The sequence below is a fragment of the Staphylococcus sp. FSL K6-0223 genome (genome assembly GCF_038008285.1).
This window is the reverse complement of sequence record NZ_JBBOYX010000004.1, coordinates 319,296-344,989: the sequence shown is the minus strand read 5'-3', so window position 1 is coordinate 344,989 and position 25,694 is coordinate 319,296. Positions and strand designations below refer to the sequence as shown.

General features: G+C 32.2%; 32 protein-coding genes, 1 pseudogene and 1 other annotated feature. Of the genes and pseudogenes, 11 read left to right on the top strand and 22 right to left on the bottom strand.

Going from position 1 to position 25,694, the window contains the following annotated elements; genetic code table 11:
• The first annotated feature begins 189 nt into the window (after positions 1–189).
• Entirely contained in the window at positions 190–816 is a 627-nt protein-coding gene (locus MHI13_RS22460; RefSeq protein ID WP_002434599.1) for an NDxxF motif lipoprotein, read from the top strand.
• Between the two features lie 159 nt (positions 817–975).
• A complete protein-coding gene (locus MHI13_RS22455; RefSeq protein WP_064210510.1) occupies positions 976–1,353 on the top strand; it encodes a hypothetical protein in 378 nt (125 codons plus the stop codon).
• Between the two features lie 107 nt (positions 1,354–1,460).
• Here MHI13_RS22455 and MHI13_RS22450 read toward each other — a convergent pair whose 3' ends face one another.
• From MHI13_RS22450 to MHI13_RS22435, 4 genes are all read right to left on the bottom strand, one after another.
• A complete protein-coding gene (locus MHI13_RS22450) occupies positions 1,461–2,039 on the bottom strand; it encodes a histidine phosphatase family protein (protein WP_002434466.1) in 579 nt (192 codons plus the stop codon).
• Between the two features lie 27 nt (positions 2,040–2,066).
• Positions 2,067–2,699, bottom strand: a complete 633-nt coding sequence (locus tag MHI13_RS22445) for a LysE family translocator (RefSeq protein WP_002434620.1) — start codon at positions 2,697–2,699, stop codon at positions 2,067–2,069.
• Between the two features lie 341 nt (positions 2,700–3,040).
• Positions 3,041–3,895 (bottom strand): patatin-like phospholipase family protein, encoded by an 855-nt coding sequence (locus MHI13_RS22440; protein WP_002434588.1) that lies wholly within the window; start codon positions 3,893–3,895, stop codon positions 3,041–3,043.
• 162 nt (positions 3,896–4,057) lie between these two features.
• The gene (locus tag MHI13_RS22435; RefSeq protein ID WP_002434433.1) at positions 4,058–4,312 is read right to left on the bottom strand and encodes a GlsB/YeaQ/YmgE family stress response membrane protein; all 255 of its coding nucleotides are present in this window, start codon (positions 4,310–4,312) and stop codon (positions 4,058–4,060) included.
• A 301-nt stretch (positions 4,313–4,613) separates the two neighbouring features.
• Here MHI13_RS22435 and MHI13_RS22430 point away from each other — a divergent pair, with 301 nt between their 5' ends.
• Entirely contained in the window at positions 4,614–4,874 is a 261-nt protein-coding gene (locus MHI13_RS22430) for a hypothetical protein (RefSeq protein WP_002434577.1), read from the top strand.
• Positions 4,875–4,877: 3 nt separating this feature from the next.
• On the opposite strand, the gene MHI13_RS22425 is transcribed toward MHI13_RS22430, so the two are convergent.
• Positions 4,878–5,627 (bottom strand): amidohydrolase family protein, encoded by a 750-nt coding sequence (locus MHI13_RS22425; RefSeq protein WP_002434558.1) that lies wholly within the window; start codon positions 5,625–5,627, stop codon positions 4,878–4,880.
• Positions 5,628–5,783: 156 nt separating this feature from the next.
• Between MHI13_RS22425 and MHI13_RS22420 the strand changes: the two genes are divergently transcribed.
• A complete protein-coding gene (locus MHI13_RS22420) occupies positions 5,784–6,041 on the top strand; it encodes a helix-turn-helix domain-containing protein (RefSeq protein ID WP_002434565.1) in 258 nt (85 codons plus the stop codon).
• A gap of 70 nt (positions 6,042–6,111) precedes the next feature.
• Here the strand turns inward: MHI13_RS22420 and MHI13_RS22415 are convergent, their stop codons facing one another.
• The 13 genes and pseudogenes from MHI13_RS22415 to MHI13_RS22355 all read right to left on the bottom strand — a co-directional run bounded on the left by MHI13_RS22415 (position 6,112) and on the right by MHI13_RS22355 (position 13,619).
• A complete protein-coding gene (locus tag MHI13_RS22415) occupies positions 6,112–6,465 on the bottom strand; it encodes a membrane protein (protein WP_002434504.1) in 354 nt (117 codons plus the stop codon).
• A gap of 83 nt (positions 6,466–6,548) precedes the next feature.
• Positions 6,549–7,121, bottom strand: a complete 573-nt coding sequence (locus tag MHI13_RS22410) for a DUF5067 domain-containing protein (protein ID WP_232502466.1) — start codon at positions 7,119–7,121, stop codon at positions 6,549–6,551.
• A 127-nt stretch (positions 7,122–7,248) separates the two neighbouring features.
• Positions 7,249–7,494 (bottom strand): hypothetical protein, encoded by a 246-nt coding sequence (locus MHI13_RS22405; RefSeq protein ID WP_002434479.1) that lies wholly within the window; start codon positions 7,492–7,494, stop codon positions 7,249–7,251.
• A 327-nt stretch (positions 7,495–7,821) separates the two neighbouring features.
• Positions 7,822–8,064, bottom strand: a complete 243-nt coding sequence (gene rpsR, locus MHI13_RS22400; RefSeq protein WP_001831354.1) for a 30S ribosomal protein S18 — start codon at positions 8,062–8,064, stop codon at positions 7,822–7,824.
• Positions 8,065–8,110: 46 nt separating this feature from the next.
• On the bottom strand, positions 8,111–8,620 hold the full coding sequence (gene ssb / locus MHI13_RS22395; protein WP_002434425.1) for a single-stranded DNA-binding protein: 510 nt from the start codon (positions 8,618–8,620) through the stop codon (positions 8,111–8,113).
• 21 nt (positions 8,621–8,641) lie between these two features.
• A complete protein-coding gene (gene rpsF, locus MHI13_RS22390; protein ID WP_002434058.1) occupies positions 8,642–8,938 on the bottom strand; it encodes a 30S ribosomal protein S6 in 297 nt (98 codons plus the stop codon).
• A 132-nt stretch (positions 8,939–9,070) separates the two neighbouring features.
• Positions 9,071–9,234 (bottom strand): annotated as a pseudogene (locus tag MHI13_RS22385) (recombinase family protein); the annotation flags it as partial.
• A 115-nt stretch (positions 9,235–9,349) separates the two neighbouring features.
• Complete coding sequence (locus tag MHI13_RS22380; RefSeq protein WP_002434512.1) at positions 9,350–10,096, bottom strand: HAD family hydrolase; 747 nt, start codon at positions 10,094–10,096, stop codon at positions 9,350–9,352.
• A gap of 3 nt (positions 10,097–10,099) precedes the next feature.
• Positions 10,100–10,516, bottom strand: coding sequence for an NUDIX domain-containing protein (locus MHI13_RS22375; protein WP_232502465.1), 417 nt, complete (start codon positions 10,514–10,516; stop codon positions 10,100–10,102).
• Positions 10,513–11,403, bottom strand: a complete 891-nt coding sequence (locus tag MHI13_RS22370) for a DMT family transporter (RefSeq protein ID WP_002469640.1) — start codon at positions 11,401–11,403, stop codon at positions 10,513–10,515. Before MHI13_RS22370 ends, MHI13_RS22375 begins: the two co-directional genes overlap by 4 nt.
• Positions 11,403–11,786, bottom strand: a complete 384-nt coding sequence (locus tag MHI13_RS22365) for an NUDIX hydrolase (protein WP_002434156.1) — start codon at positions 11,784–11,786, stop codon at positions 11,403–11,405. Before MHI13_RS22365 ends, MHI13_RS22370 begins: the two co-directional genes overlap by 1 nt.
• A gap of 12 nt (positions 11,787–11,798) precedes the next feature.
• Entirely contained in the window at positions 11,799–12,476 is a 678-nt protein-coding gene (locus MHI13_RS22360) for a hypothetical protein (protein WP_002434477.1), read from the bottom strand.
• A gap of 3 nt (positions 12,477–12,479) precedes the next feature.
• Positions 12,480–13,619: an aminotransferase class V-fold PLP-dependent enzyme gene (locus MHI13_RS22355; protein WP_241497415.1), complete on the bottom strand. Its 1,140-nt coding sequence runs from the start codon at positions 13,617–13,619 to the stop codon at positions 12,480–12,482.
• Between the two features lie 179 nt (positions 13,620–13,798).
• Here MHI13_RS22355 and MHI13_RS22350 point away from each other — a divergent pair, with 179 nt between their 5' ends.
• The 3 genes from MHI13_RS22350 (at position 13,799) to MHI13_RS22340 (ending at position 15,347) form a co-directional block, all read left to right on the top strand.
• On the top strand, positions 13,799–14,128 hold the full coding sequence (locus MHI13_RS22350) for a helix-turn-helix domain containing protein (RefSeq protein ID WP_002434606.1): 330 nt from the start codon (positions 13,799–13,801) through the stop codon (positions 14,126–14,128).
• Between the two features lie 133 nt (positions 14,129–14,261).
• Complete coding sequence (locus tag MHI13_RS22345) at positions 14,262–15,077, top strand: GH25 family lysozyme (protein WP_002434109.1); 816 nt, start codon at positions 14,262–14,264, stop codon at positions 15,075–15,077.
• A gap of 78 nt (positions 15,078–15,155) precedes the next feature.
• Entirely contained in the window at positions 15,156–15,347 is a 192-nt protein-coding gene (locus MHI13_RS22340) for a hypothetical protein (protein WP_002434516.1), read from the top strand.
• A gap of 132 nt (positions 15,348–15,479) precedes the next feature.
• Here the strand turns inward: MHI13_RS22340 and ychF are convergent, their stop codons facing one another.
• The 4 genes from ychF to MHI13_RS22320 form a co-directional block, all read right to left on the bottom strand.
• Positions 15,480–16,577, bottom strand: coding sequence for a redox-regulated ATPase YchF (gene ychF, locus MHI13_RS22335; protein WP_002434081.1), 1,098 nt, complete (start codon positions 16,575–16,577; stop codon positions 15,480–15,482).
• Positions 16,578–16,588: 11 nt separating this feature from the next.
• A complete protein-coding gene (locus MHI13_RS22330) occupies positions 16,589–16,792 on the bottom strand; it encodes a DUF951 domain-containing protein (protein ID WP_002434463.1) in 204 nt (67 codons plus the stop codon).
• 20 nt (positions 16,793–16,812) lie between these two features.
• Positions 16,813–17,694, bottom strand: a complete 882-nt coding sequence (locus MHI13_RS22325) for a mechanosensitive ion channel family protein (protein WP_002434037.1) — start codon at positions 17,692–17,694, stop codon at positions 16,813–16,815.
• Positions 17,695–17,798: 104 nt separating this feature from the next.
• Positions 17,799–18,629 carry a ParB/RepB/Spo0J family partition protein gene (locus MHI13_RS22320; protein ID WP_002434495.1) on the bottom strand — a complete coding sequence of 277 codons (831 nt, stop codon included), beginning with the start codon at positions 18,627–18,629 and terminating at the stop codon, positions 17,799–17,801.
• A 269-nt stretch (positions 18,630–18,898) separates the two neighbouring features.
• Positions 18,899–19,311 (top strand) — a binding site (T-box leader).
• Positions 19,312–19,376: 65 nt separating this feature from the next.
• On the opposite strand from MHI13_RS22320, the gene MHI13_RS22315 reads away from it, so the two are divergent.
• From MHI13_RS22315 to metE, 4 genes are read left to right on the top strand one after another with little or no spacing between them, the layout of a single operon-like run.
• Complete coding sequence (locus tag MHI13_RS22315; RefSeq protein ID WP_002434054.1) at positions 19,377–20,480, top strand: PLP-dependent transferase; 1,104 nt, start codon at positions 19,377–19,379, stop codon at positions 20,478–20,480.
• Complete coding sequence (gene metC, locus MHI13_RS22310; RefSeq protein ID WP_064210508.1) at positions 20,477–21,652, top strand: cystathionine beta-lyase MetC; 1,176 nt, start codon at positions 20,477–20,479, stop codon at positions 21,650–21,652. The genes MHI13_RS22315 and metC overlap by 4 nt, the downstream gene beginning before the upstream one ends.
• Complete coding sequence (locus MHI13_RS22305) at positions 21,606–23,444, top strand: bifunctional homocysteine S-methyltransferase/methylenetetrahydrofolate reductase (RefSeq protein ID WP_064210507.1); 1,839 nt, start codon at positions 21,606–21,608, stop codon at positions 23,442–23,444. The genes metC and MHI13_RS22305 overlap by 47 nt, the downstream gene beginning before the upstream one ends.
• Positions 23,441–25,687, top strand: a complete 2,247-nt coding sequence (metE, locus tag MHI13_RS22300; RefSeq protein ID WP_340762076.1) for a 5-methyltetrahydropteroyltriglutamate--homocysteine S-methyltransferase — start codon at positions 23,441–23,443, stop codon at positions 25,685–25,687. The genes MHI13_RS22305 and metE overlap by 4 nt, the downstream gene beginning before the upstream one ends.
• Positions 25,688–25,694 lie beyond the last annotated feature (7 nt).

The following is a 25,694-nucleotide window of genomic DNA, read 5'->3' as shown; positions in this document are numbered from 1 at the left end:
GATGTAGTTTTATATCATTGGATCAGAATAGTGAAAATGATTTTATACACGACACAAAATAGTCATACATCACTATGAATTGTAGTTCTTAAACATTCAAATATTTTTTCATAAATGATACTCTATAATGTGTGTAATAACTAAAAATAATACTTAATTATAGAGATGTTAAAGGAGTTCCATCATATTATGAAAAAAAGAGTAATTTTAAGTTTACTAATTGTGCTCGCCTTGGTACTTTCAGCTTGTTCAAATCAAAGTGAGGATGATAATGACCAAAATAGTCATAGTAGTACTCATGCACCTAAAAAAGCTAAAAATATGAAAGAAAAAGACATTTTCTCCTCTAATAAAAAGGGACAAAAAATAAGTGAGTCTGAAATGAAAAGTGCTCTTAAAACATATTTACAAGCTAATAGCGATATTCTTGATAATAAATACGTAATGCAACATAAGTTAGATAAACAAAGTGATAGTAGCCCTAAAATCACTAAATCTCAGGCAAACAAATTAAGCGAATTATCTAATTTAGCTGTTAAAAATGATTTACGTTTCAAAAAATTTGTTAAAAACAATCACATTCCACAAGAATATAAAGATCCAACACAACGTATTATCAACTATTTCAACGCTTTAAATAGTACAATTGCAAATGTTGATGAAGATATTGAAGAATTAAATTACCAACCTCAAAATTCAATCAATGTCGTTGACGTACCTACTAAATATGCAGGTGACGTCAATAAAAAACAACAAGATAAAATCACTAAATTCCTCGATAAAAAAGGAATTAACACTGAAGTATTTAATAAGTAATCAATTAAAAATACCTCTATTTGATGAGATTTAACATCAAATAGAGGTATTGTTTTTTTAACCTTTGACAGCGCTAACAATTTACTTCACACTAATAGTGTCTAATGTATTTATTATATAGAAACTAAAAATTTTACAAATTTTATTAGGAGTGACTCGATGAAACTACGTGTAAGTTTTATAATTCTAGCGATACTAGGATCAATTGGCGCGATTTTAACAATCGCTAAGTATCCGAGCAGTCCACATACTATTAGTTATGACGACCCTTGGCAAATATTCACTGCTATCGTTACTCTATTAGTGAGTGCTTTACCAGCTTTAATATTAGGATTCTTCAATAATTTAGTATGTAGAATTGTATCGGCTATAATACAAATTTTTGCATTATTGCTTTGGTTCATCTTTGCCGTAGTTACTTTTTCAACAGGATATATACAAGACGGTTTAATGAGTGGTTTAACAGTTATTTTGATACTAGTAAGTACTATTATCACACTTTCTGTGGGCTACAAAAAGACACAGTCTTATGCATAATTATAAACTTTAAATATTGATTATTAAGACACCCATCAGTCTTATTTCCTAAAAAAATAGTGAATGGATATAAGAGGATTTAGCCTACTCATATCCATTCACTATTTTTATTTATGAACTAAATATGGATAACAGTTCTTAATCTCGGCATCTAAAGCATCTTCTTTATTGAGTTCTCCTAAATAAACTAATATACATCTTATAACTACCTGATGAGCAATTATAACTATATTTTCATCGTCATGATTTAACTCCTCATTAAAGAAGTGCTCAATACGTTCATAAACATCTTGATAGCTTTCACCCTCAGGTGCTTTTTGACTAAAGCTATGTCGAAAGTCTTTAAACTCTGGGTCATTGAAGTATCTTTCGTATTCTACATCTTCACTAACCTCTTGTTTATTTTTCCCTTCAAATACACCTAATGAACGTTCTCTCAGCGATTTAGTGAACGTTGTAGGTATATTATATGGAAAGATACCCTCATATGTTTGTTGTGTTCTCAACAAATCAGAGACATAAACATGTCCAATCTTCTTATTAGTAAAATAAGTAACTAAATCTTGCGCACTTTGCATACCTTTTTCAGTTAAAGGAACGTCTAATTGGCCACAAAAATATGGTTTACCATGTTTATTATCATAATTGGACTGAGATTCACCATGTCTTACAAGATAGATATTCATATTATAATACTCCTTAAAATTGTACGATTAACTACTTTTACTTAGTAGTAAATTAATTGATAAACCAATTAATACGATTCCAACTACATAGTCAAAAACCACTTTGAACTTAGGTTTACTAAATAATAGTTTAATATATTGGAAAATAAACACACAGAATAAAAACCATAAACATGTAACAAGTACTACTGATAAAGATAAAACAGCTACTTCTGATTTTACTTGAATACCTCCATTTGAGAGAAATTGAGGTAAAATACTCACGTAAAATAATAATGCTTTAGGATTTAAACTTGTACTAAGAAAACCTTGTCGATAAGATGTTAAATAACTTACATTTCTTACATCTGCCAACGCTTCCTTACTAAAATTCATTGTACTATGCGCGCTTCTAATACTTTGAATTCCTAAATAAATAAGATAACAAGCACCTAATATTTTAATAATTAAAAAGACGTAATATAAACTAGTCAATATGTATATAATGCCGAAAATTGCTAAAGAAGAATAAAGAATATGTCCTGTAGTAATTCCTAATGCTGCTACAATCCCATTCATTTTACTAGAATTAATTGTATTTTTCATCACAATTAAAAAATCAGGACCTGGAACAATGATAATCAGTAACGTAATAATAATGAATGAAAATAGTCCTTCCATACGCGTACCCTCCTTGATGTCGTTTTTTTACATTAACAATTATTACATACAAAAAATCATAATGTAAGACCTCCCTAAGACATCCCTGAAGTTCTATAATTGTGAAATTTTAGAAAAAACTCCATTTTCAATATCTTATCTCAAATTGCTATTTTGCGAATTTGATTTATAGTTTTAAAAGAATTTAAAAAATTATTATTGTCAGATAAATGTGAATCATGATACTATTAGAGTGTAGTTAGTAGTAACTACAAAGTCTTTTATATTCATGAACATAATACTCCTGGATGGCGTAACCCAGCGCCATCCTCTTTTTTTGTCTAAAATCTAATAAATCATTATTATAAATTTTTTAGAAACTCTTTCACTTTATTTGAATCTGCAAGTCCTTGTTCTCTGGATGCTGCTGCAATTACTTTTCTAATACTTGGGTCAACTGGATTATTACCCATTTCATTAAACTTAGCTACTACACTAGCATTCGGTATTAATGATAATACTTGTTTGCCTTCTTGTATTAATTGATCAACTTGCTGCTTCAAACTTATAGGCGTATCTACTTGGACATTAGGTGAAAGAATAATTACTTTCTCAGTCTCAGTAGCTAAATCTGCATTTTCCATTGAATAGGATCCGCCATCTGAATATTGTTTACCGTCAATCGTAGTAGGAGGCCATACTCCTGGAAGTGAAGAACTTGCACTTAAAGCTTGATGGATATTTATATTATCTTCTTGCTTCCAAGTCTTTCTACGTACAGTTTCAATATCAGTACCAGTAATTATTAAGTTATCTCCCCATTGGATATCACCTATACGTTCTTTTATTCTTTTAATATGTTCATCTTCTGTTACAGCTACTTGGTATGTTTTCGCAAATTCACACAATTTCTCAACCCAGTCATCTCCATTAGTAGCTTCTTTAGTTATACGTTCATATTCATCGAATACTTCTCCCATATTAGGGTTAGGATTAACTTCATTAATTTCTTCATCAATTTGTTCATTCCAAATCTCTTCCCAAGTTTTATTTGATGCGATTACGGCACCAACTTGTGAACCCGCTGAAGTTCCAATAATTTGTTCAGAAAGTCTTAGCTCAATTCCATGATCAGCTAATCCTTTTAGTAAACCAATTTCCCAGGCAATACCATATTGGCCACCGCCACCTAATACTAAAGTGATTTGTTCAGACATTTGAGCAACCTCCTTATTTGATCTTATAGTATATTTTACCCTAGGACACATCCTGTCATTCGAATAATTGGTAATGATGTTAGGTATGCAAGATATATAAATTTTAGCAATAAAAAAGATGACCCCTTAATGAGGTCATCTCATGTAACTTATCTTTATTGTTTATTTCTTTTTGAATAAACGTAAAACTAATGAAATTAAAAAGATTAAAATAATTGAACCAAGTAACGCTGGGAAGATGTGAATTTTACCTAATTGTGGACCCCAATGTCCAAGAATTGCAGTACCTACCCATGAACCTACGATACCTGCGATAATATTACCTAAGATTCCGCCTGGGATATCTTTACCCATGATTAAGCCGGCAATCCAACCAATGATACCACCGACAATGATCATACCTATTAATCCAAACATAATGATTGTCTCCTTTACTTAATAATTATTTATCCAATAGTAATTGATACCCTTCGACAGATTTATTAAACAAATTTACGAAAAAAATTTATTTTAATTTAAAAAAGAAACATTTATTATCTACTTTCAATAGAAAAAAACACTTACTTTTAAAGTATTTATGCATCGTAAAAATACTAAGTATATTTTAATAGTAACATTGTAAAATTGCCTTCATGACAACAATAATTTGTATGTTAAAATATTTGAGTAATATTTGCTTAGCGCTCATAAAACTCTTATTTTAGGAGGTTTACGTCATTTGAATAGTAAATTGAACATACTCAAATTTTTAAATAAATTTTTCCAAATTATAGGTTTTTTATCAGTCATTACAATTTTATTAATCATTACATTTAATTTTTTCATTTATGGCCATCTGGAAGGTAATTTTGAAATAGGATTTAACATTAAAAGTAAACAAATCTATATTATGACTACGTTAATTATCTTAATTATAGTTTGTACTATTGCTTCTCTAATAATTAGAAAAATTGAATATAAAAAAGAAAAAAATCAATGATTACTACTTTGTAATCCTATAAAAATGCATCGCATTTTTGTAAAAGATCTTTTCTTGTTCTTCTTTAGAGAAGTTTTTCTCAATCAGTTCAATGTCTGACTTCTCAAATGGACGTTTTGCTCGAGTAGATGGTAAGTCTGTGCCAAACATAATCGCATTAGAATTAATTTCCATCAGTGCTTTAAGAGTTTGTAAAGGATCAACCTCTATTCGACCGAAACCTGTCGCTTTTACATAAACCCCATTACGAACTAAATCTTTTAAATCTTCAAAGCCTTCTTTAGTAAGCCCGAGATGGTCTATTGAAACTTGAGGCAATTCTAAAATAATATCTTTAATTTCACCCAATTTTTTTGATTCAATATAGAGCTCAGTATGCCATCCCACTAAATCATAGACACGCTGTGCAAAAGATTTAAGATGTCTTAAATCTTCCGAACCTCCTCTTTTTACATTAAACCTTACTCCTCGTACTCCTAATTCGTTTAATTTTATGATTTTTTCATCAGACGTTTCTACAGGTAGTTGAGTTGTAGCTACAAAGAGTCCTTTTAAACTTTTAAGTGCATGTATTAAATAATCTTGATCGAATCCTTGGAATGAGCCAGAGACAATTACACCACCATCGATTCCTAGATCTTTTTGCCATATTTCATAATCTTCTTCTTTAAATTCTGGAGGCATATAACCTTTATTTTCTTTTACAGGATAATCAAAATTAATAATATGAAAATGTGAATCAAATATTTTCATTCTAGCACCCCCTAATTTTTTATATTATTAATTTATTACCACAAAAATTAAATATAACGACACATTTAGATTTAATATCACATTGAAAGCTCATTTTTATAATTATAGAATAAAAATACACCATGATGATATCAGCAAGAATTGGAGTTGTTTCATATGAATTTACATATTCTATATAATTTAAGAACTAAACGCCATTTAGAAATTGAGGAATTAGCCCAACAGTTAAATGAGAAATACGGAACGCACTACGAAGCTCATCAAATTTGGGAATGGGAAAATCACTACCACGAACCTAAATTTAAAGATGCATTGCATTTAGCTGATTTCTTCAACGCTCCGTATCAAATGTTTCTTGAAAGTAAAGTTAAAGAGTATCAAAAGCATTTAGATGATGTGGATATTAGAATGTAGCACGCGATATAAAAAGAAAAGCTAAGATAGTGCGTTTCAGTATAATAAACGTATTACCTTAGCTTTTTTATCATTTCTTTCCTTGATTTAATATTTTAACCCCAGTAACAATGCTTATAATCAAACAGATTAAAGCTAAAATACCAAAGATAATTCCAACAATTAAACTAATAATGAAAACTGCATCAGGATGCGCATGAGCACCATTATGTGCGTATTTAGCATTATTAAAAGCACTTTTCATTATCCAAACAAATATAGTCCATGTAATATGATTAATTAATGAATTTTTACCATATTTTGAGATTGGTTTATCAGCGAATATCCATACGCAAAATGGAAATAGCAACGGCGCGAATAAGATACTAAAATAACTTAAAGCCGCAAGTAATTTTTGATTTTTAGTCATTTCAATATTGTTCATTTCAATCACCTCTACAAAACTTATTAAAACACAAACAATTGCCTTTAATAACCTTCATAGCGATATCTTTCAGTAGTGTAAGTTTATCGATTCGAAAGTTGATTTAAATCAACTGTTTTAAGTTCTGAAATAGGGTAATCATGTTCAGCTAATATCTTACCTTCATAACCTTGTTTTGCTTGCAAAACAACCTTTTGGGCATTATTAAGGTGATAAATTACCATTCCTTTACGCGTCTCACCTTTTTCTATTTTTTCATCATTCTTAGTAAGCCATTTTCTATAATGATACAAATGCTTTGTATTCTTTCTCATCTCTAAGGGTTTATCGTTTTGTAAAACTCTAAAACCTTTCTCCCAAGAGTTTTTTACAGTTACACTGTATTTATCAGATTTACTCTTCACTTTATATTGAATAGCTAAATCAGTAACATTATTACGAGGATCCCTTAGTATGAAAATTCTTTTGATTTTAATTATCTGTTTATCGAGAACCAATTTATTATTCTTAAATTGCACAATATTATTATTTAACATCTTATGTACTAATTTATTTTCACTTTTAACCTCATCTTTTTGAGCTTTACTCTTATCGCAAGAAACACCAAACAGACATAATATTAAGATAGTAGCAAGAATTCTTTTCAATACACTCACCCATAAAAATTAATAATTATATTATACTATAATATTTTACTTCATTTGGTGCAGGCAGGTATTTACTTAGGAGGAAAATTTAAATTCTTACTCCTGCTCTCCATAATCAAATCATTATTTTATTTCTCTATTCATCATCGAAGAATACATCATAAATAAGTTCAATAATCGTTATAACCAACCCCACAATTACTATAGCGTTAGCAGTTTTGTTATCAAAAATATGTATAAAATCAATTTTACTTATTATATTAAAAAACCATCCATGTCTATCATTATTTATATTAAAATAATCAAAGACAAAAGCCACAACAAACGTGACCACTAAATTGATAAATAAATTTTTAAGAACTTCCTTTAAATTATATTCCATCTTAAGACTCCTTTGTTTATTTAATACCGTCAATACTTAACTTATCATAAACAAAGTAAATTGATATAAAAAATTAAAAAATTGCCTATACTAATATAAATTACTAATCTTGTTATATATTTAATGAAAAGATATACTTATTACTAAATAGTGGTGCACACCTGCGAAGTGTACTTGAGGTTAACTATTGTGACGGTTGCCTCTTTTTTATGCTCAAAATTTCAAAAACTCTTAAATTATGCCCTTTAACTGCCCTTTTTCTAAAATTTAAAGCACAAAAATAACCCCGTAAGCCTATGCCTACGGGGTTTAACAATAAACTATATATTATTGTTCTTCTTTTACATATGGTAATAAAGCCATATGACGAGCACGTTTAATAGCTGTAGTCAACATACGTTGATATTTAGCTGAAGTGCCTGTTACACGACGTGGTAAGATTTTACCGCGTTCAGAGATAAAACGTTTTAATAATTCAGTGTCTTTATAGTCGATGTGTGTAATACCATTTGCTGTGAAATAGCAAACTTTTTTACGACGACGTCCGCCTCTTCTTGGTCCACCTGCCATGGTTAACTGCCTCCTTTGACTTATTTTTCGTTTTTATACGTTCATTTTAGAATGGTAAATCATCATCACTAATATCGATTGGGCCATTAGCATTTGCAAATGGGTTGTCTGATTGATTAGAGTTTGATGAATTATTGTTATTGTAAGACGTATTTTGTCCTGATTGTTGACCACCGAATCCTTGACCATAGTCTTGGAAATCGTTGTTTTGTGAACGTTGGCCACCTTGTTGTGAATTCTTAGGTTCAAGGAATTGAACACTATCACACACAACTTCAGTAACAAAAATACGACGACCTTCTTGATTTTCATAACTACGCGACTGTATGCGACCATCAACGCCAGCTAAACTACCTTTAGATAAGTAGTTATTAACATTTTCAGCTTGTCTTCTAAAGACAACACAGTTAATGAAATCAGCTTCGCGTTCCCCTTGAGCATTCGTGAAAGTACGATTAACTGCTAGAGTAAATGTCGCTACACTTACGCCTGAGGGAGTGGTTCTGTATTCTGGATCTTTCGTTAAACGACCTACTAATACAACTCTATTTAACATTTAAACGCCCCCGTCCAATTATTACTTATCTTGGTCTTCGCGGATAACGATGTAACGGATGATATCGTCATTGATTTTAGCTAGACGTTGGAATTCGTCTGTAGCTTTATTGTTATCTGTTTTAATACGTACGATGTTATAGAAACCTTCTTTGAAATCATTGATTTCATAAGCTAGGCGACGTTTACCCCAGTCTTTTTCTTCTAAAACTTCTGATCCTTCTGAAGCTAAGATACCGTTAAAACGCTCAACTACAGCTTTTTTAGCATCTTCTTCAATGTTAGGACGTACGATATACATAATTTCATATGTTCTCATAGTTTATTTGCACCTCCTTATGGTCTATGCGGCTTATCAACATTTATGTGATAAGCAAGGAATAATTTTCATTACTCACAATCCAGAATTATAGCACAGAGTATTACTTTTTACAATTCATTTTATAATGATTCTCTCGTTAAGTTCATTAACTAATGTGTTTAATCCTCCATATTACATCCTAGTCTATCTAATCTCCAAAAAATAATAGTATCTCTTGATCTCGCAAATTCAATTGCTTTATCTAAACTAGGTCTTTTACTTTTTGAACCACTCACAAGTTTTTTTGGGAACATAGATTTTTTGTTGAGTTTTTGAACACACAAATATATATAATTCTTACTTATTTCGATATAGAAAGAGAGTGTATAGAAAATGGTTATTTTCAGTACACTCCTTTTTTATATGATACTAGTTATTAATTGTAAAATCTTTATATTCATCATTAAGGAGCTTTTTTAGTAGAACTTCTATATTATCTTCGCAACCACAAAGACCATTCTTTTTATATAATTCTGTATCTTTATCAGAATTAGTTAACCAAATGGCAGCCATATTAACATCTAATGCTCCCAAGATGTCATTTTTAAAAGAATCTCCTATAAACAAGCACTCTTCAGGATTGACGTTTAGATTAGACGTGACATTTAAAAATGCTTTAGGGTCCGGCTTTTCATAACCTATATTCTGAGATATAAAAATATTCTTTTCGAATATTGATCTAATATCGAGGTTATCAATTTTAGTGTTCTGTTCTTTAAGCTTACCATTGGTAAGGATGGCGATGTTTACATTTTCTTTCAAGGACAAAAGCAAATCATTTATTTTTCTATTAACAGTTATACTAGACAGCAATTTAGTAAAAAAGGATTGAAAATACTTATTAGCTTCTGCATGAGAAATATCTATATCAAAATGTTTTAAAGTTTTAATTAATCTTAACTCTCGCAATTCATCTAAGGTAATAATCCCTTCATCATGCTGTTTCCAAAAATATAAATCATATTTCTTATATAATTTCATAAAGTCACTATACTCTATGTCTTTAAATAACGTATATTCTTCAAAAGTATCTTTATTAGCTTTTATCCATAAATTATTAAAAGAAAATAGCGTATTATCTAAATCAAAAATAACCAATTTCACTTTTCTAGCCATTACTCACACGCCTTTTAAAATGTATGAAGATTGTTTTAAAATATGGTATAAATTACCATTGCCTGCAAAAATATCGAGATCATTAAAGTTGCTTTGAAGGTCTATCCAATAAAGTGGTTGTTCATAATTTGCAGGTGATATATATTTTTTGTTTAGTATACCAGAATAAACATATATCTGCTGTTTGTCTTGATAATATGTTATATCCATTATTGGATGCAATATCACATCATCGCATGTTAGGGATGTCTCTTCTAACATTTCCCTATATACACTAGACTTAATACTTTCACTTTCTTCAACCTTTCTGCCTATCAAATTATACATATTTTTAAAAGGTGGATTAATTCTTCTACACATTAAGATATTTTTGAAGTTTCTATCAAAAATTGGAATTAGATTGGTCTTTTGCAATATCATCCATCCTTTTTATTAATTGAATATTCTTCATATACTAACCAAATGATTGATACTAGAGTAATGATAAGGCCTAAAATTTTCATGAAATTTGGAAGTGGTCCCCAGAGAATCCATGAAATTATCATAGCTACAGGTAACTCTATAGTAGTTAAAGTTGCCATACTAATTGAACTGACTCTTTTTGTTGAAAACATAAGTAATTCAAATGTTATAATCTGACCTAATATAGCTATTGTAGTCCCATAAAAAATGACGTTGGTTTTTAAAAGAGAGAACTCCTGAATATAAAAAATACTACAAAATAAAGCTGTAATTACTGCTATTGCAAATATATATACCTTTATAAATCCATGATTGGTTGTTTTAGGTAAAGTAAACATATTTGTTGCAAATGATACTCCAGCAAACAAGCCCCATAAGCACCCTAGGAAACTTATTTGTGTCATATTAGCACCAATTAAAATAAACGAGCCAATCCAAAGCATTATAATAGAAAGAATGTGTTTATAATTAAATCTTTCTTTGTTAAAGATCACACCTAACAAAAATAATATCCATGGAAATTGGAATAAACCTAGTGATGCTATGCTTGGATTAGTTAATTTGATCGATGAATAATAGCAAATACCTGTTAGCGCTGTAGTAATACCAGCAATATAGTTAAATGGATTTTTTAAAATATTAGGTGTAAAACTTTTATAAGTTGGATTAGAAACTAAATATCGGATTATAAAATATACTAAACCTATTACTAATTGATATAGTATTATATTGATAGTTTCTACACCATTTACATTAGCCATTTTGACTATATTAGAATTAAAACCAAATGTAATTCCAACGAACAAAGCAGCTATTCCACCGATAACAGAAGGTTTTTTAGACATTAAAACTCGCCTCTTAATTTTGGAATTACAAATTTAGCAATGCCACTACCTATTTCAGTGTTACAGTTTGCATGAATAGGTATCCATTTCACATTATGAATCTCATTATCTGGATGTGGTTCGCCGTTTATTTCAGTGATATATGTTCTTAAAAATAACTTTTCATTTTCTAACATAGAAATATCTTCATAATCACCAAAAAATCCCATTTTTGAAACAGTTACATTTAGCTCTTCTCTCAATTCCCTTGATAACGCTTCAATGTCATTTTCTGTCCCTTCATATTTACCGCCAGGTAACATATAAAAATTGGGTGCTTTCTTTTTACTAACGGATAAAATACAATCATTTTTTATAATGACAGCAGCAACTTTTTTAATCATAAAAAAGACTCCTTAATATTGGTAATTTTGCATTAAATCTTTTGTTTTTGTCATAAAATTCACGTGTTCTTCACATATGTCTAATTTATCTTTAATGTACTCTCCTACTACTTCTTCCGTTGGTTCACTGAAAGCATCACCAAATATAGAAACACCTTCTAAAGATTTAGAAGATAATCCAAATGTCATAAGAGCATATTTAACATCGTCTTGATCTCCAAAGTTATAAATAGGACACTCGTAATCAATACCATATTTAGCTTCAAATTCTCTAAATAATTCTATTGCAACATTCTTTTGCTCAGCTAAATCTTCTTGATAACCTACACAACCATCAACTATTTTTTTAATACCGTGTTCTAAACAATATACTGTCGCAGCTGCATGTATAGCTAATTTATCGCCTAAAAGCACTAGATTTATACCCCATCTTTTGAAATCGGCTTCTAAATTTTTTATTGCAATACTTCTAAACAGTCCATATGTAGGTAAAATTGTTCTCCCTACAATATTATTTGGAAATCTTTCAATCAATTCTTTAACCCTCATTTCTGAAAGTTCACTTTTTATGCCAATACCACTATTACAAGTTATTAAATGTACTTCTTTATCTTGTAGGGATTCCAAACAAGCAACTAAAGAAGAATCTCTTCCACCAGTAAATAAAATAGCAACTTTTTCTCTTTCCATTATTCATTCCTCCATATATTCTTTAATTTTTTTTAGTAAAAATTGAATGTCCTCTTCATTATTTATAAAACTTAAAGATACCCTTATGGCATTAATATCTACGATATCTTTAGTGAAAATAGAAAAAAACTCTAAATGCTCTTTCAATGCCTTACAGTTAATGTTTTCTGGGAAAGTTAAAGTACAAATATTATAATTGTTGTCTGTAACAATACTTATATTAGCAATATCGGAAACTAAACATTTCATATAATTATTTAAACTTTGTGTTTTAATGTAAACGCTTTCAATTTTTCTCGAACCAGTTAAATATTTTAAAACATCGTTCATACCATAAACACTAGGTCTAAACATAGTTCCTAATTCCCATCTTTGTCCATTGTCTTGAATGCTATAATCGTTATAATCATTAAAGTGTTCAAAGGTTGAAATTCCAGAAAATATAATATCTAAATCTTTTTGGATATTTTTCCGAACAAATAAAAAACCTAATCCTTCAGGCCCATAAAGCCATTTATGAGCAGGAAAACAATAAAAATCTGCATTAATATTATGTAGATTTACAGGATATGATCCTGCAGCTTGAGCACCATCTACTAGTACTTTTATCCCTCTACTATGTGCAATATCTATAACTTCTTTAATAGGTACTACTTCTCCTGTCTTCCAAAATATGTGAGATATAACTATCATTTTAGTTTTACAGGTAATTAGGTCTTCTAGTTCCTTGATATTAAATCTTTGCTTTACTTTATACTCTTTGATTACTACGCTTTTTTTGTTTTTCAAATTTATTAAAGGAGATATACTTGCAAGATGTTCCATAGAAGTTGTTATTATTTCATCTCCAGTATTAAATTTCATACCATTAAGAACTATATTAAGGCCAAACGTAGTATTATCAGTAATGGTTATTTCCTCACTATAAGCACCAATTAAATCGGCTATCTGTTCTCGTAAATGAGATAATTGTACATTAAACTTTTTTCTTGATCCTTTTCTTGATCGTCCGTAATAAAATTCATTTTTTATTTCTTTTATCATTTTACATTTTAATTCTTTAATTACTATAGATAATTCACCTGTATTAAAATAAAGATTATTTTTTATAAAATTTCCTCCTTTTAAAATAAATAATAACACAAAAAGAAATATTTTACACATTTTCTAGAAATAGTTCATTTTGTGTTCACTTTTATGCAGACAAGTAAAAGAAACATTAATATGGTAAATCGATGTATGTAAGAAATTTATTTGTTATTTTACTCATTTATCGCATTATTAACTTTTAAGTATAAAAATTAATTTATGAAGATACTGAAATGAGTAAGAATTTATCTAATTTTAGTGAAGAGGTATGTAAAAAAGCTATTGATAGATATTATAAAATTGAACCTTATTTTAAAAGATTAGAATCAGTGAAAGAAATTAGTGAGTCAACTAAAATCCCTATTCATGCGCTTTATAATTGGTTTAATAGATACAATAGCGATGGGGTTACAGGTCTCATAGATAAAGCAAGAAGTAATAAGTATCGAATAAATACAGATGAAGATATTAAGAATGAATATTTCAGTACATCCCCTTTATATCCCTGCTCATTTCGAATAATAAATTTTTATAAAATTAAGAACTTTTTATGTTCCGTATAACTTAATATTTAAACATTACAAATCGTACTAAATGCGTTGTTGCGAATTGAGTTTAATTGTTATAGCATAAAAATTACATTTTACATATAATTGTACGTAATTTCTAAATTCTCAATAAAAAAGGAGCACATTTATGTTAAAGAAGGTTACATACTCGATAATTTCATTTTCAATGTTAGCGACAAGTTTGGGCATGGTTAACGCAAATGCAGAGGAATCTTCTAAAAGTCAGTCAACAAGTGAAAAAGGAACAATGGGTTATGGCTACCAACAATATTTAAAGAAACATCCTAATCAAAAAAGTAACGCAACACAAAATCGTTCAACGTTCTCAACTAAATCTAGATCAGCTGTAACTAACACTGGAGAGAGAGTATTAGATATTTCAGAATGGCAAGGTAATTTAACTGACGCTCAAGTTAAAAAACTCAAGAAAAATTATGACTTCATCATTATACGCGGCCAGTATGGTTCAGAATATGTAGATCAATGTTTAGAGCACAATTCAGCTTTATTAGACAAAAATAATATGAAATTCGGTGTTTATTCTTATAGTATGTATGAGAATGCTGATGACGCGCGTTATGAAGCAAGAACTTTATACAATCGTGCTCCAAAAGCTTCATTCTATATTAATGACTATGAACAATCTTCAGTAACGAGTGGCGATGAGAATACAGCTACTCAAGCTTGGGCAAATCAAATGAGACAACTTGCAGGAAACAAAAAAATACTCTTCTATTCTTATGAAAACTTTATGGTAAATCACGTTGCAAATGCAGTAAGTTCGTATGATGGCTACTGGTTAGCATCTTATCAAGCTGAAGAACCTACACGTGAAAAAGTTTTATGGCAATATACTGATAGTTATTATTCACCTGAGTTAGACCAAAACGTAGATGCCAATTACCTTGATAGCAATGTTGATGCTTCTTGGTTCACATCTTAAAATTAATACGAACATAATCGAACAAAAACACTTCACTTTTACGAACATTCGTTCTATAATATAGGTGAGGTGTTTAGCATGAAATTAAATTTAGATTGGAATAAAGATTTCCAAGAATTTCAAGATATCTTAAATTGTGGTATTCACCCTGAATGGCTTTATTGTGCTAAGGCAAATATGGTCCTTGAACCTGCATACACTGGCGAAGGAAAGCAATTCTTTAGCACTCAAGATATAATCGAAGCAAGTGAAGTAATTCCATTTTTTTAAGAATTTGGAAATTCAAATATAAAAGCAATGTAGTTGAGTCACTTAGCCACTTTGAGCATACTAAACTACATTGCTTCTTTTTTATAAAAAAGAGCCATCTCCTAATGAGATAGCTCCATAATATTCATTCAATTATACATTAAAGCGGAAGTGTACGATGTCTCCATCCTTCATAATGTACTCTTTACCTTCTAAACGTTGTTTACCCGCTTCTTTAGCGCCATTTTCGCCACCGTGTTCAACATAATCTTCATAACTAGTAACTTCGGCACGTATAAATCCACGCTCAAAGTCAGTATGAATAATACCTGCACATTGTGGTGCTGTCATACCTTGTCTAAATGTCCATGCACGAACTTCTTGGACACCAGCTGTAAAGTAAGTAGATAAGCCTAATAAGTCATAAGTAGTTCGAATTAAACGATCTAAACCAGGTTCTTCAATACCTAGATCTTCTAAGAACATTTCTTTATCTTCATCATCTAATGTTGCGATTTCTTCTTCAATTTTGGCACTAATCACAATGACTTCAGAATCTTCTTTTTCAGCATATTCGCGAATTGCTTTAACTTTATCGTTATCTTCATCGCCAATTTCATCTTCACCAACATTAGCGATATATAACATTTTCTTAGAAGTTAATAATTGTGCTTGATTTACCCATTTTTGGTCATCTTCATTGAAATCAATACTTCTAACCGGTTTACCATCTTCTAACGCTTCTTTAATTCTAGTCAAGATGCGTAACTCCATCTCAGCTGTTTTATCCTTTTGACGAGCCATTTTTTCAATTTTAGGTAAGCGCTTATCAACAGATTCTAAATCTGCTAATACCAATTCCATATTGATTACTTCAATGTCATCTAGAGGATTCACTCGACCAGATACATGCGTTACATTTTCATCGTCAAATGCACGAACAACCTGGCATATCGCATCTACTTCACGGATATGGGATAAGAATTTATTTCCTAATCCTTCGCCTTTAGAGGCACCTTTCACGATACCTGCAATATCTGTAAATTCAAATGTAGTAGGAATTGTTTTTTTAGGTTGTACCATTTCTTCTAATTTAAATAAACGTGAATCTGGTACTTCTACGATTCCCACGTTCGGATCAATCGTAGCAAATGGATAGTTTGCTGCTAATGCACCAGCTTTAGTAATTGCATTAAATAGGGTAGATTTACCTACGTTAGGTAAGCCTACGATACCTGCTGTTAAAGCCATTAATCATTCTCCTAACTTTCTTCGTCTTGATGAGATTCAAGAACTTTTTTCAATTTTTTATTAAACGTCTGACGTGGAATCATAATGCTACGCTGACAATTTTCACATTTAATTCTTATATCAGCACCCATTCTTATAATTTTAAAACGATTTGTTCCACATGCATGTTGTTTTTTCATTTCTACTATATCATTTATTCCGTAATTTGACGTCATAAAATGACCTCCAATGATAATTAGCTTTTACTTTGCTCTTCACTGTACTGAGTGAATAGAGGTTGTGGCATGCGTATGCCTTCTTGAATAAACATTTTTTGTGCTTCTTTTCTAATAATACGAGCACCTGAAGCACCTTCGCCAGGAATTGTCTCGGCAGAAATACGAATCGTTGCTTTATTATTCTCTATTGCATCAATACCTTCAACCACTGGATCACTAACAAATAAATAGTACTTACTACGTAATGAAGTAAATAATTTATTTAATTTCTTCTCAACTTGGTCTAAATTCTCATCAACTGAGACTGGAAGTTCCACAATAGATGTGCCGTTAGTAATTGAGAAATTAGTTATCTCTCCCATGCTACCATTTGGCAAAATCGTCAATTCACCAGAAATAGTGTTGATACGCGTAGATCTCAAACCAATAGACTTAACTGTACCTTCTGCTACAGTTGTTCCACCGCTATTGATTTTAACATAATCTCCAACATCAAATTGATTCTCAAATATAATAAAGAAACCTGTAATGATGTCTTTGACAATCGTTTGAGCACCGAAACCTACTGCAACTCCGACCACACCAGCACTGGCGATAATTCCTTCAACACTTATACCAAATTTACTTAATATTGTAGTAATCACAATAAACCATACGATATATTTTACTACGTTTTGTACTAGTGACACGAGTGTCTTAGAACGTTTCTTATTTCCTTTTTTACTTTTATTTTGTATTTTAAAAGCTTGTTCAATGACTTTATTTAAAATCGCTATAACGATGAGTGCGACAATGATATAAATCAAAATCATAATAATTTTTATGACAAGATTTTCATAAGTCTCTACTTTAGTTAAAGGTTCAAATAAAGAAGATAAAATATGCTTTACTTGATTCATAAATGTATTACCTCCTTTTCAAATTTTCCATAATTCCCATATTATAACTTAAAGAAATACAGATTTAATCAGTCTACAGTTTTAAAAGTAGCTTTATAACTTTACTACTTTCTATTCAATTGCTGAATAATTCTTTTAAACTCGTCTTCTGATTTAAATTCAAACGTGATTTTTCCAATATTTTTAGACGTGGAAATTTCAACTTTGGAACCATACTGCTCTTTAAGTAACCTTTCCTGTTGTTGAATAAATTTCGGTTTTTTATTGTTCGCTTGCTTTGATTTTGCATTCGACTCGCCTTCTTGTAAATATGTATTTACATATTGCTCAAGTTGTCGTACGCTCCAAGACTCCCGGACGGCTTCTTTACCTACCTTTTTCATTAAAGCTTCGTCCTTTAAGGATAATAAGGTGCGGCCATGTGCACCAGAGAGCTCTCCCTCTTTAACCATCTTCATAATGGCGGATGGAAGATGGAGTAATCTAAGCATATTCGCAATATAAGGACGTGATTTACCTAATCTACGAGCAACTTCTTGCTGCGTAATCTTTAAATCCGACATTAATTTTTTATAACTTTCAGCCTCTTCAATCGCATTTAAATCTTCACGTTGTAAATTTTCAATAATTGCGAGCTCCATCATATCTTCATCAGATAACTTTTTAACTATCGCAGGAATACTTTCTAACCCAACGATTTGTGAAGCTCTAAAGCGTCGCTCACCCACTACAATATAATATCCTTGTATGGTTTCTCTTATTACAATAGGTTGAAGGATTCCATGTTGTTGAATAGATTTAGCTAAATCTTGCAATTTATCCTCATCAAAGGTCTTGCGTGGTTGGTAAGGATTAGGCTTGATTAAATCTATAGCTACATGTTGAACTTGCTCATCTCTCTCGAGTTGCAAGCGCTGATCATCATTTTGCGTCATATTTTCACATCTTTCTATAAATGATTAACAATTTTTGCAACACATCATTTCTTAACACTTATTATTTTAAAAATTTCACTCTTGTAGTACAAGCTTTAGTAAATGATTATACTAACTCAAATGTAATTTTTTCAATAACGCGAAACTCTATGTTAAAAGTATTCGTCGCACTTCTAAGTAAACTGTTTAATCTAAATTTTCAGAAAAGTTGTTGACAAATCATTTCCTACTCTGTAATCTAAGTATTAACAATTACAAAACGAAACATTTTACACACTATAAAAAGGAAAGTAGAACTTACACTGCTTTTACAGAGAGTCTTCGTTAGCTGAGAGAAGGTATTGAAAGAAAGTTTGAAAATGGCCTTGGAGTGTTGATGCCAATATGAGGTATCAACGGGTTCGCCCGTTATAGCGATACAGTATTAACATTGTAGTTGAATGGCGTACTGGAATTCATTACCATCGTCACAACGTATCGTTAATACTCATTTATTCTTCCCAAGACTAAATGAGTTTTTTATTTGGCTCAATGATTTAACATAACGATAATGCTTGTGATTGAAGTTGACACTTCCATAAATAGACGCTGTTCAAACATAATGGCGTACTGGTAGAGGTTACTTTAGTAATAAAGTGACAAACAAAGGTGGTACCGCGAAACTTAAGCTTTCGTCCTTTACATCCGAATGAATCGGGTTTAAAGGACGGAAGCTTTTTTTATTTATTTAATTAGGAGGGTCTAGAAATGAAGGATACTGAATTAGCTCAAATTGCTCTAACAAAGGATCATACCGGCGCTATTGCCAATCCAATTTATTTATCTACTGCATATCAACATCCTCATCTAGGTCAATCAACAGGATATGATTATACACGCACTAAGAACCCAACTCGCACAGCGTTCGAAGAATCATTTGCCAAACTGGAAAAAGGCATTGCATCTTTTGCCACTTCTAGTGGAATGGCAGCAATCCAACTCGTTTGTAACATCTTCAAACCTGGGGATGAAGTGCTCGTAGCGTTTGATTTATACGGAGGCACTTTCCGTTTATTCGATTTCTACGAACAACAATATGGCGTGAAATTTAAATACGTTGATTTCTTAGATTATGAAGATGTTGAAAAAAATATAACTCCACAAACAAAAGCTTTATTTATTGAACCGATTTCCAATCCACAAATGATAGAAATTGATGTCGAGCCGTATTATGTTCTAAGTAAAAAACACAATTTATTAACAATCATTGATAATACGTTCTTAACGCCCTATCTATCAACACCTCTTGAAGAAGGTGCAGATATCGTTTTACATTCAGCAACGAAATATATTGGTGGACATAACGATGTATTAGCCGGCGTCGTGACTGTGAAAGATGAACACTTGGCTGAACAACTTGGACAATTCCATAATATGATTGGCGCAACGTTATCACCTTTAGACAGTTATCTACTTCAAAGAGGACTTAAGACATTACATCTTCGTATCGATCGCTCTCAAGAAAATGCACAACGACTGGCTGAACGTTGTCGTCATTCAGAATCCATAGACGAAGTCCTCTATAGCGGCCGTACAGGAATGCTTAGTTTAAGACTCAATAAGGCTTTTAGTGTCGCTAAATTTTTGGAAAATTTAGACATCTGCATATTCGCAGAAAGTTTAGGAGGTACAGAAACATTTATCACCTTCCCATATACACAAACACATGTAGATATGCCTGATGTTGAAAAAGATAAACGAGGAATAGACGAACACCTGATTCGACTATCAGTTGGTATTGAAGATTATCACGATATTGAAGCAGATATTATTCAAGCGTTAGAAAATTCTAAAGTAGGAGTGATTTCATGAGTTTATCTAGAGAGACAGAAGTAATCTTTGATTCACGTAGAGGACAGGATTATCACTCAGCAAATCCACCCTTATATGATTCTTCAACATTTCACCAAACAGTACTTGGCGGGAATGCACAATACGACTACGCAAGAAGTGGAAACCCAAACCGTACGCTTTTGGAAGAAAAATTAGCACGTTTAGAAGGTGGAAAATATGCTTTCGCATATGCATCAGGTATAGCAGCCATTACTGCTGTCTTACTTACACTCAAATCAGACGATCATGTAATTCTTCCTGATGACGTTTATGGTGGCACATTTCGTCTTACTGAACAAATATTAAATCGTTTTAACATTAAATTTTCGACGGTAAATGCGACAAACATTCTAGAAATTAAAAATGCAATTCAATCAAATACAAAACTCATATATGTGGAAACGCCATCGAACCCACTTTTCAAAATTACGGATATTCGTGCAGTAGCTAGAATAGCCAAACAAAACAACTTACTCTTAGCGGTAGATAATACCTTTATGACACCCCTTAGTCAATCTCCTTTAGCTCTAGGAGCAGATATTGTAGTACATAGTGCTACTAAATTTTTAGGTGGTCATAGTGATCTTATTGCTGGAGCAGCGATCACTAATCGTAAAGATATTGCAGATGCCCTCTACCTCTTACAAAACGGTACTGGAACGGCGCTTTCAGCTCATGATAGTTGGACGTTAGCAAAGCATCTTAAAACGTTACCTGTAAGATTTAAACAATCTGTAGAAAATGCTGAACGTTTAGTTGAGTTCTTAAGTCAAAGTAACGAAATTGCTGAAGTATATTACCCAGGAAATAATCCAATACATTTAAGACAGGCTTCAACCGGTGGTGCTGTCATTGGCTTCAGACTTAAAGACGAATCAAAGGCACAAACCTTTGTAGAGTCTCTAACTTTACCACTTGTGTCTGTCAGTCTTGGCGGAGTTGAAACAATCCTCTCCCACCCAGCCACAATGTCTCACGCAGCTGTTCCTGAGGCAATAAGAAATAAGAGAGGCATTACTTTCGGTTTATTTCGCTTAAGTGTAGGACTAGAGGACCCAGAAGAAATCATTGCAGATATTAACTACGCTTTAAAGGAGGCTTTCAATGAGTCAATTTCTGAACCAATTGCAGAACAACGTTTTGGTAGCTGATGGAGCTATCGGAACAATATTTTATTCAGAAGGGCTCGACACTTGCCCTGAAGCATATAACTTAACCCACCCTGATAAGGTAGAACGTATTCATCGCTCTTATATTGAAGCAGGTGCAAACGTCATTCAAACCAATACGTATGGTGCTAACTTTGAAAAGTTAAAAACTTTCGGCTTAGAACATCGTGTCAAAGAAATTCATAAAGCAGCAGTTCAAATTGCAAAACGTGCAGCGCATCATGACACGTTCATCTTAGGAACTGTAGGTGGCTTTAGAGGTGTCAGACAAGATGACATCAGTTTGTCTACGATTCAATATCACACCGAATTACAAATTGATACTTTGATTGACGAGGGCGTAGATGCGCTACTATTTGAAACCTACTACGATTTAGACGAATTAAAAAGTATTGTTGTCGCCACACGTCGAAAGTATGAGATTCCTATCATCGCACAGTTGACCGCTTCAAATACGAACTATCTTGTTGATGGTACTGAAATCAATGACGCTCTTAAACAACTGGTTGCATGTGGGGCTAATGTCGTAGGTCTCAATTGTCACCATGGTCCACACCATATGCAGCGTTCATTTTCACATATAGAACTTCCGGATAATGCCTATTTATCGTGTTATCCAAACGCGAGTCTCTTAGATATTGAAAACAGTGAATTTAAATACAGTGATAATGCCCAATATTTCGGAGATGTAGCACAAGAATTAATTAATGAAGGTGTGAGATTAATTGGCGGATGTTGTGGTACGACGCCTGAGCACATTCGTTACATTAAGACTGCTGTTCAAGGTTTAACACCTATAAAAGACAAGAAGGTCGTTCCAATCACGAAGACATCTAATCACAAACCTACGAAAGTGGTTAAACAGAATCTGACTTCTAAAGTTAAGAATGGGCCAACGGTCATTGTGGAACTTGATACACCTAAGCACTTAGACACAGATACCTTCTTTGAAAATGTAGGCAAACTCGATGAAGCAGGTATCGATGCCGTCACATTAGCTGATAATTCACTTGCAACGGTTCGAGTAAGCAATATTGCTGCCGCAAGTCTTATTAAACAACAATACGATATCGAACCACTCGTTCACGTGACATGTCGCGACCGAAACCTTATCGGCCTGCAATCTCACCTTCTAGGATTATCACTGATTGGTGTTAACGAAATTCTAGCAATTACAGGAGATCCTTCTAAAGTAGGTCACTTACCAGGAGCAACCAATGTCTACGATGTAAATTCAAAAGGTTTAACGGAACTCGCATTGAGATTTAACCAAGGTATTAATACAGATGGTGATGCGCTGAAGAAACATACAAACTTCAACATCGCAGGTGCGTTCGATCCAAACGTACGTAAACTAGACGGCGCCGTAAAGCGTCTGGAGAAAAAAGTCGCAAGTGGCATGAGCTATTTCATTACACAACCCGTCTACAGCAAAGAAAAAATTAAACAAGTTTATGAAGAAACGAAACATTTAAATACACCGTTCTTCATTGGCATTATGCCTATCGCTAGTTATAATAATGCACTTTTCTTACATAACGAAGTGCCAGGCATAAAGATGTCAGAAGATGTATTGAACCAATTCAAAACTGTTAAAGATGATAAAGAAAAAACGAAAGAGTTAAGTTTACGACTTTCAAAAGAATTAATCGATACAGTGCATGAATATTTTAATGGTTTATACATTATTACACCATTCCAGAAGGTGGATTACTCACTAGAACTCGCAGCATACTCTAAATCAATTACTGCTAATAAGGAGGCAATATTATGACAACAATTAAAACTTCAAACTTAGGATTCCCAAGATTAGGTAGAAAAAGAGAATGGAAAAAAGCTATCGAAAGTTACTGGGCTAAAAAAATTAATAAAGCTGAATTAGATCAAACACTTACTGATTTACACAAAGAAAACCTATTACTTCAAAAGAATTATCATTTAGATAGTATTCCAGTTGGAGACTTCTCATTATATGACCATATTCTTGATACATCTCTACTATTCAATATTATTCCTAAACGTTTCCAAGGTCGTGAAGTCGATGACGATTTATTGTTTGATATCGCCCGCGGTAATAAGGAACATGTAGCGAGTGCATTAATTAAATGGTTTAATACAAACTATCATTACATCGTACCGGAATGGGACAATGTAGAACCAAAAGTTGAGAAAAATACATTATTAGAACGATTCAAATATGCTCAATCTATTAATGTGAATGCTCACCCTGTGATTGTTGGACCTATCACATTCGTCAAACTCTCTAAAGGTGGCAACCAATCATTTGAAGAAAAAGTCCAAACATTGCTTCCACTTTATAAAGAAGTTTTATCATCATTAATTCAAGCTGGCGCTGAATATATTCAAATTGATGAACCTATTTTAGTAACTGACGATAGCGAAAGCTATGAGGATATTACAAAAGAAGCTTATGAGTATTTTGCTCAAGCGGGCTTAGGTGAAAAGTTAGTCATCCAAACTTACTTCGAACGTGTGCATTTAAAATTCTTAAGTTCATTACCAGTTGGCGGATTAGGTTTAGACTTTGTTCATGACAATGGTTATAACTTAAAACAAATTGAAGCAGGAGATTTCGACTCACGCAAGTCACTTTATGCTGGTATTATTGATGGTCGTAACGTGTGGGCTGCAGATATTGAAGCTAAAAAGCAATTAATTGAAACGTTGCAACAATATACTAATCAATTAGTAATTCAACCATCGTCTTCTCTTCTACATGTGCCAGTCTCATTAGATGACGAAACGTTAGATGAATCTATTGCCGAAGGTTTGAGTTTTGCTACTGAAAAGTTAGACGAATTAGATGCATTACGTCGTTTGTTCAACAATAATGATAGCGCAAAATATGATGAGCTCAAAGCACGTTACGAACGTTTCCAAAGCCAATCATTCAAAAACCTTGAGTATGATTTTGATAGCGTTCCTACAAGTCGTAAATCACCATTCTCAGAACGTAAACAAAAACAATATGCACGTCTAAATTTACCGGATTTACCAACTACAACAATCGGGTCATTCCCTCAAACACGTGAAGTACGTAAATATCGTGCAGATTGGAAGAACCATCGCATTACAGATGGTGAATATCAAGAGTTCCTACAAAATGAAATTGCACGTTGGATTAAAATCCAAGAAGACATCGGTTTAGACGTCCTTGTGCATGGTGAATTCGAACGTAATGACATGGTTGAATTCTTCGGTGAAAAACTTCAAGGCTTCTTAGTAACTAAGTTTGGTTGGGTGCAATCATATGGCTCTCGTGCAGTTAAACCACCTGTGATTTACGGGGATGTAAAATGGACTGAACCTTTAACTGTTAAAGAAACAGTCTATGCACAAAGTTTAACCGATAAGCCAGTCAAAGGTATGTTAACTGGACCAGTAACAATTCTTAACTGGTCATTCGAACGTGTAGATGTACCACGTAAAGTTGTTCAAGATCAAATTGCATTAGCTATTGATGAAGAAGTCTTAGCACTTGAAGAAGCGGGCATTAAAGTCATTCAAGTAGACGAACCAGCATTACGTGAAGGCTTACCATTACGTTCTGAATATCATGATCAATACTTGAAAGATGCCGTCAACTCATTCAAGTTAGCAACATCGTCCGTTCATGATGAAACACAAATTCATACACATATGTGCTATTCTCAATTCGGACAAATCATTCATGCTATTCACGACTTAGATGCTGATGTTATATCAATTGAAACATCACGTAGTCATGGTGATTTAATCAAAGACTTTGAAGATATCAATTATGATTTAGGTATCGGATTAGGTGTTTATGATATTCATAGTCCACGTATTCCGACTGAAGAAGAAATTACAACAGCAATTAATCGTTCTTTACAGCAAATCGATCGTTCATTATTCTGGGTAAATCCAGATTGTGGTCTTAAAACGCGTAAAGAAGACGAAGTGAAAGATGCCTTAACAGTATTAGTTAATGCCGTTAAGAAGAAACGCCATGACAACGATGCAACAATAGCTTAATATCATT